The sequence below is a fragment of the Luteitalea sp. genome (assembly GCF_044337415.1).
Lineage (GTDB): Bacteria > Acidobacteriota > Vicinamibacteria > Vicinamibacterales > Vicinamibacteraceae > Luteitalea.
In genome coordinates, this window is the sequence record NZ_JBIINP010000205.1 from 1 (window position 1) to 6,795 (window position 6,795).

The 6,795-nt window shown below is 70.8% G+C and carries 4 protein-coding genes; 2 read left to right on the plus strand and 2 right to left on the minus strand.

Annotation, left to right across the window (positions count from 1 at the left end):
* On the minus strand, positions 1–2,173 hold a 2,173-nt coding region (locus ACIRDX_RS18990; protein WP_396627012.1), incomplete at its 3' end, for an SBBP repeat-containing protein.
* 406 nt (positions 2,174–2,579) lie between these two features.
* Between ACIRDX_RS18990 and ACIRDX_RS18995 the strand changes: the two genes are divergently transcribed.
* Positions 2,580–3,008 carry a hypothetical protein gene (locus tag ACIRDX_RS18995; RefSeq protein WP_396627013.1) on the plus strand — a complete coding sequence of 143 codons (429 nt, stop codon included), beginning with the start codon at positions 2,580–2,582 and terminating at the stop codon, positions 3,006–3,008.
* Positions 3,009–3,164: 156 nt separating this feature from the next.
* Positions 3,165–4,991 (plus strand): hypothetical protein, encoded by a 1,827-nt coding sequence (locus ACIRDX_RS19000; RefSeq protein ID WP_396627014.1) that lies wholly within the window; start codon positions 3,165–3,167, stop codon positions 4,989–4,991.
* A gap of 125 nt (positions 4,992–5,116) precedes the next feature.
* On the opposite strand, the gene ACIRDX_RS19005 is transcribed toward ACIRDX_RS19000, so the two are convergent.
* On the minus strand, positions 5,117–6,795 hold a 1,679-nt coding region (locus ACIRDX_RS19005), incomplete at its 5' end, for a transferrin receptor-like dimerization domain-containing protein (protein ID WP_396627015.1).

Here is a 6,795-nt window from a genome sequence, read left to right on the forward strand (position 1 = left end):
GCACGGCGGTGAACAGCGTGGTGCCGACCATCGTGTACTTGTACCCGGTGGCGATCGGCGGGTCGAACCACAGCGCGCTGGCATCGAAGAAGCGGAAGATCGGCGGCTGGCCCGGCGGCCGCTGCGTTTGCGTGGGCTGCACGGGGTCGGTGACGCGCTTGCCGCGCGTGTCGCACCTGGAGAGCGGCGTCCCCGTCCCAGGCGCGATCTTGGCGGCGAAGGCGTCGCTTTCGCGGCCGCCGAAGGGCCGAGCGACACCGCCTCGGTGGGTCGACTGGAACGCCCCCAGCAGCGGGAAGTCGGATGAGGCCGTGTCGCCGACAACGTAGGCATTGCCGCTGGCATCCACGGCCACACCGAAGGCCTCGTCGGTGTTCCCGCCCCCGATGAGGGTGGAGTACCCGATGGCGCAACCGGCGGCGTCGAACCGTGTCAGGTAGGCGTCCCAGGGGCCGCCGTTGCCGCCGAGCGGCAGCGGGTTGACCAGCGGGAAATCAGCCGAGCTCGTGTAGCCGACGACGTAGGCCCGTCCTGCGCCGTCGACGGCGATGGCGCGCCCGAGTTCGCTGCCGTTGTCGAAGGTCGTGGCCCTGCCGCCCAGGTACGACGAGTAGATGATCCCGCTGCCGGCGGCGTTGATCTTCATCACGAAGCCGTCGAGGCCGCCACGCGGCGACGACTCGAACGCGTTCACCATCGGCAGGGCGCCCTGGGGCGTGCCGCCCAACGTCGAGTAGCTGATGCTGCCGGTGATGTAGGCGTTGCCTGCCGCATCGATGGCGATGTCCTCGGCCTGCCCGCCGAACGATCCGTTGGCGTCGCCGACGACCGTCGAGTACACCAGCGAGCCGCCGCCCGGCGCGAGCTTGGCGACGAAAGGACCGCCGAAGAAGGACGGGCGGAACGGGTTCTTCACCGGGAAGTCCATGATGACCGCGGTGCCCGTCGGAATGCCCCCGGCAAATCCCGCAACGTAGGCGGCGCCGGTGGCGTCCACCGCGATGCCGCGACCGGCACTCTGCGACTGGTTGCCGAGGTATGTCGAGTACACGAGCTCGGTGCCGGCCGGGTTCAGCTGTGCCACGAACGCCAGGGCCGTGTCGCTGAAGAAGCCGTTGTGGGTGGGAAACAGGGCGTTGGCTACCGGGAAGTTGCGCGATCGCGTCGTCCCCACCACGTACGCGCTGCCGTTGGGGCCCACCGCGATGTCGCTGGCCTGCTCGTTCGCGCCGTCTGTGCCGCCGAGATACGTGGCGTAGAGCAGCGTGCCCGTCGGCGAAAGCTTGGCCACGAAGGGATCGGAGCCGCCGCCGCCGTGCGAGGTCTGGAACGCCCCCGTGGTCACGGGGAAGCCGGTGCTGGCCCTGCCGGCGATATAGGCGTTGCCCGCGGGATCGAGGGCGATGGCGATGCCCTGGTCACCGCCCGTGCCGCCGAGGAATGCCGTGTACTCGAGCCCATTGCCGGCGGGGTTCAGCTTCGCGACGAAGACGTTGCTGCCGCCGTTGAACGTCCCGGTGTGCGGCGTGCCGGTCGGGAAGTTGCCCGAGCCGGTCTCGCCGACGATGTACGCGGCGCCGGCCGCATCGACGGCGACGTCGTAGGCCGTGTCGTCGCCCGTGCCCCCGAGGAACGTGGAGTAGACAATGACCGGGTCGATGACCAGCGGGCGCGTTGCGTCGTGAGGCGCGACGTGGAAGCCGACCGTGCCGTCAGCCGCCACCACATACCGCGACGCCACCACCTCCGGGGCCTCACGCGTCCCCTGGTACGTGAACGGGCGCGGCTGCCGCACCACGTGGTCCTCGACCTCGAGCAGCAGTTCGCCGCTCTCCGCATCGACGCTCACCCGCTGGACGCCGCTGAACGCCAGCCGAATCGTCCGCCAGTCGGCGCCCGGCGCGACCACGAAGTCGTACTCGAGGCGTCGCTGGTTACCGTAGTAGACCGCGTCGATGCCCGGGTAGACGTCGCGATAGGTCACATGTCCGTAGGTCGGCACGCCGGTGCGCCAGTTCGCCGGGGCATCCCCGAGGTAGTAGTGCGCCACGCCCGACTGCCGTCCGGGCAGCGGGGCGACGGCCCGACCGCCCTGCATGGCCAGCCCGACTGCCACCGTGGCTTCGCCTGGCCGCCCGAGCCTGAGCCACGCGCCGCTTCGGCCCAGCTCCACGATGTATCCCGCCCCTCGGGCCAGGTACGTGTCGTCCCCGGGTACGCGGCCCGCAGCCGGCTCGAACTGCAAGGGGAGTCGTCCATAGCTGTCTCGTGCTGCCGACAGGGCGACCGGTGGGACGGTGGCGGCATCCTCGCTGCGTGCGGTGGAGGCAACGCTACAGAGAAGAGCCGAACAGACAGCGAGAGAGCGGGCGAGGCGGGTCGGCGGCATGGGCGTCAGAGTTCCTTCAACTCCTATTGCGCAGTCCGCCTGAAGAAGGTGCCAGACCACTCATCACGCAGTCGCTCACGCTGGGTGCGGGCACGCGCGCCACGATCCGGCCGGCGACGATCGCGGGCCTGGCCGTCGCCGAGTTCTCGACGCGGGTCGCCATGACGCGCCCGTCGTCGTCGACGGCACGATGCAGTGGGGCGGATCGTCGTACGGGTCGCACGCCGAGACGTCGGTCAGCGCCCCGGCGCTCGCGTGGTACTTCGCGGAGGGCGCCACGTTCTTCGACTTCGACCTCTTCTACCTGCTGCAGAATCCCGGCACGACGGCGTCGGTGGTCGAGGTCACGTACCTGCTGCCGGCACCGGCGGTTCCGCTTGTGAAGAGCTACACGGTCAACCCGGCAGTCGCTTCACAATCTGGGTGTATCAGGAGGATCCGCGCCTGGCGGCGGCCGAGGTCGGCGCCACCGTCCGTGTGCTCCCCGGCAGCCCGATCATCGCGGAGCGCTCGATGTACCGCACCTGCACAGCTCGTCGTCGAGCGGGCAATGTACAGCGACGCCGGCGCCGTCCGTTGGGCGGCGGGGAGCAACGCGCTGGCGACACGGTTGCCCTGAACGTGGAAGGGGCGGCCCGCCGCAGGCAGGCGTGTCGCCCGCTTCGGACTGGCATACACTCCGCCTGCACGTCCAGCGGCAATCTCGGTGACGGGGCCCCGACCCAGGTGGTTCGGGGCGATGCCTGACGCGAGCGCGGACTTTCCAGGAGTGGCTATGTCCCGTTCGTCTGCGGTGCTTCTCGTCGTGGCCGGCTGCCTGCTCGTGTCCAGCCCGGATGTCCTTGCGCAAGGCCGAGGCCGTGGCCTCGGCAGGGCTGTTGCCGGCACGCCTGGCCGGCACGCCGTGCGCGTGGACGCGGAGACATCGTCGCTCACGGGGCAGGCTGCCGTCGACGCGCTGCGCGGCGAGATCGGGCAGAAGGTCCGGGCACGCGGCGAGGACCCCGAGCAGCTCGTGACGCTGCTGGAGGCCGACCCGTCCGTGCGGCTCGGGCTCGAGGGCCACGTGGTCTTCCTCGATGCCGTGGACCCCGCCACGGCCCTCGAGTCCGAGACTGCCGCGATCGCCACGACATCCGCGACCGGGCCCGCGCCGGTCCCCACCGCGCTGGCCGCCAACGGCCTCCCGCTGCATCACTCGAAGGTGGGAGCGCCCTGGACGCTGTACATCGACGTCGAGTCGCGACTGGTGCAGGTCCATCCGAACATGCGCGACATCTTCGCCAGAAACCCCAGCCCGTTCACGACGAGTGGCCTCACGCTGGATGCCGACGCCACGACCTTCAACGCGGAAGAGCAGGACGTCATCTCACGCATCTGGGGTCGCGTTGCCGAGGACTGGGCGCCCTTCGACATCGACGTGACCACCGAGCGGCCTGCCTCGTTCGCCACCTCGCCCTGGGGCGGCTCGCAGGTCATCTGGAACCTGGTGACGCGCAGTGAGACGGCGCTCGGCTTCCCGTCGGGGTCGCTGTTCGGCATCGCCGCCGCCCCCGGTCTGTGCATCGTCTCCAGGGGCTTCCTCGGGCAGCCGACCTTCACCTTCTGGGGCAACATCGGTCCGCGCAATCACACCGACATCGCCGAGACCGTCTCCCACGAGGCGGGCCACGTCGTCGGCCTGGTGCACGACGGCCTGACTTCCGGGGCCCAGTACTACACCGGGCACGGCACCGGGCCCACGAGCTGGGGGCCGATCATGGGCGCACCCCTCGACAGGAACGTGACCCAGTGGAGCAAGGGTGAGTACCCCGGTGCCACGAACTTCGGCGTCTGCGGCCTGTCGCCGCAGGACGACGTCGAGCACATCGCGCGCACGCTCGGTCGTCGGCTCGACGAGGTCGGCGACACGATCGCCGAGGCCTCGCCGCTCGCTGCGCCGACGCGGGCCGTCGTCACCACGCCCACCGACATCGACGTGTTCGCGCTGCCGCGTGCCGACGACGTCCGCATCCAGGTCACGCCGTTCCGCGCTGGCGACCAGACCGACGGCGGAAACCTCGACGTCTCGGCCGAGATCGTCAACGCCGCAGGCCTGGTCGTGGCGCGCGCCGACGAGGTCACGCAGACGACGGCGGAGCTGTCGGCGCTGCTCGGCCCCGGGCAGCACTACCTGCGCATCGAGGCCAGTGCCGACCCGGCCAACTACTCGACGTACGGGTCGATGGGGCAGTACACCGTCACGGGCACGTTCATCTCCAACGTGAAGGTGTCTGCGCTCGCGTCGCCCTTGCCGACCGAGGTGCTGACGCGGGGACAGACCGTCCCGGTGAAGTTCACGCTCACCGACACCGTGAGTGCGGCGCGCGTGCAGCTCTGGAGCGACGAGTCGGCGTCCACCGCGGTGGTGCTCGCCGAGGCGGGCTGCCAGGCGCAGCAGCACCTCCGCCAGCACTGCACGCTGAAGTTGCCGAAGACGCTGACCAGGGGCCAGACCTACTGGATCGTCATGCAGTTCGAGTCGCAGGCCGGCCAGTGGACCACCGCGCAGGTCGCGGCGGGGGCCGCGCTGACCAACCCCACGGCGTTCAGGGTGAGGTAGGTCCAACGCACGCGGCTCGCGTGCCTTGCGCAGCGCGGGCCGCGCGAACGCCACGCCCGACGGTCGCCGCACGACCCTCAGGCCGGCGCCCGCCCGCGGCGCCGGCCTCGCTGTGCCAGACGGGATCAGCGGCTGAGTGTCGCAGCGGCGCGCTCGATCTCGCCGGCGTACCGCTCCAGCGTCTGCGCGACGAGCGGCACCTGCGTGCGGGCCTCGTCCCACGCGCGCTGCTCGAGCGCCTCGCGCACGGCCGGCAGCGTCTTCACGCCGTAGCCCGTGTAGTACCCCGGTGCGTACACCTGGTGCCGGAACCACGGCCGACGCGGCAGGCCCTCGTTGCGGGTGAGCACGCGCTCGGCCTGGAAGACGATGGTGTTGGCGGCGGCGAGCGACGCGGCAGGTGCATCACCCGCGGTCTTCGCGGCAGCGTCGAACCGGCGCGCCGCCACCCGCAGGCGCTCCACCGCCTGACGCATCGGTTCGATGTCGATGTCGGGCACGGCGTCCTTGCGCGTCGGCGGCACGTAGGTCTCGGCCGGGTTGGCCGCCAGCGTGAACGTGCCATCGTCCACGCGCCGGTTGTGCTCGGTGGTCTCGGCCTTCAGCGATTTCACGAGGTCGTCGACCTCGGTCACGTAGCGGCCGATGCGATCGGCGGCGCGCGTGAAGTCGAACGGCAGCAGGTCGGCCTCCGACAGGCGCAGCACGGCGCGACCACCGACCTTGGCGAGCGCCGCGGCGTACGCGAGATCCGGATCCTGGAAGCGCAGGTAGTGATCCACCGAGTCGTACACGGAGTGGTACTGCCCGTACTCACCCTCGCCGCCGAAGCCGATGTTCAGCGACGCGATGCCGAGGTGCTGGAGGAACGGGGTGTAGTCCGAGCCAGACCCGAGGGCATCGATCTCGAAGCGTCGTTCGTCGCGGGCGAGCCGACGGTCGGCAGGCGAACCCTGCAGCACGGTGCGGGCGAGCAGGCGATCAGCCACCGAGCCCTTCACCTTCGGGTCCGGTACCTCGCGGGCGATCTCGTTGACCAGGCGCTCGAGGCTGTGGGAGCCGCCGGCGTCGAAGAAGCCGCGCGCGTTGCTGTCGGAGTTCACGTACGCCACGACCTTCGCGCTGAGCGTGTCGGCGAAGTGCTCGACCCATTCGGTCGATCCGAGCAGGCCGGGTTCCTCGGCGTCCCACGCGGCGAACACGAGCGTGCGACGTGGCTTCCAGCCGGCGCGAGCCAGCACGCCGATCGCGCGTGCTTCCTCGAGCACGGCGACCATGCCGCTCACCGGATCGCTCGCGCCAGCGACCCAGCCGTCGTGGTGATTGCCGCGCACCACCCACTGGTCGGGGAACTGGCTGCCGGGCAGCGTCGCGATCACGTTGAGCGCGGGCGCGAGCTTCCAGTCGAAGGCGAGCTTGAGGTGGACACGCGCGGGTCCGGGTCCGAGGTGGTAGGCCAGCGGCAGGCCGCCGCGCCACGACGCGGGCGCCATCGGTCCGCCCAGCGCCTCGAGCAGCGGCCGTGCGTCTGCGTACGAGATGGGCAGCACCGGGATCTTCGTGAGCGTCTGCGCCTTGGTGAACTCCGGCCGCGGCGCGTCCTTCGTGGCCGCCACGCCCGGCGTGAGCGGGTCGCCCGGGTAGACCGGCATGTCCGACACGGAGCCGCGCTGCGCGGCGTGCTCGCTGCGCCAGCCGCCCTTCGGATACACGTCACCGCGCCCGTACCCATCGTCTCGGGGATCGGAGTAGATCAGGCAGCCGATGGCGCCGTGCTCGGCCGCGAGCTTCGGCTTGATGCCGC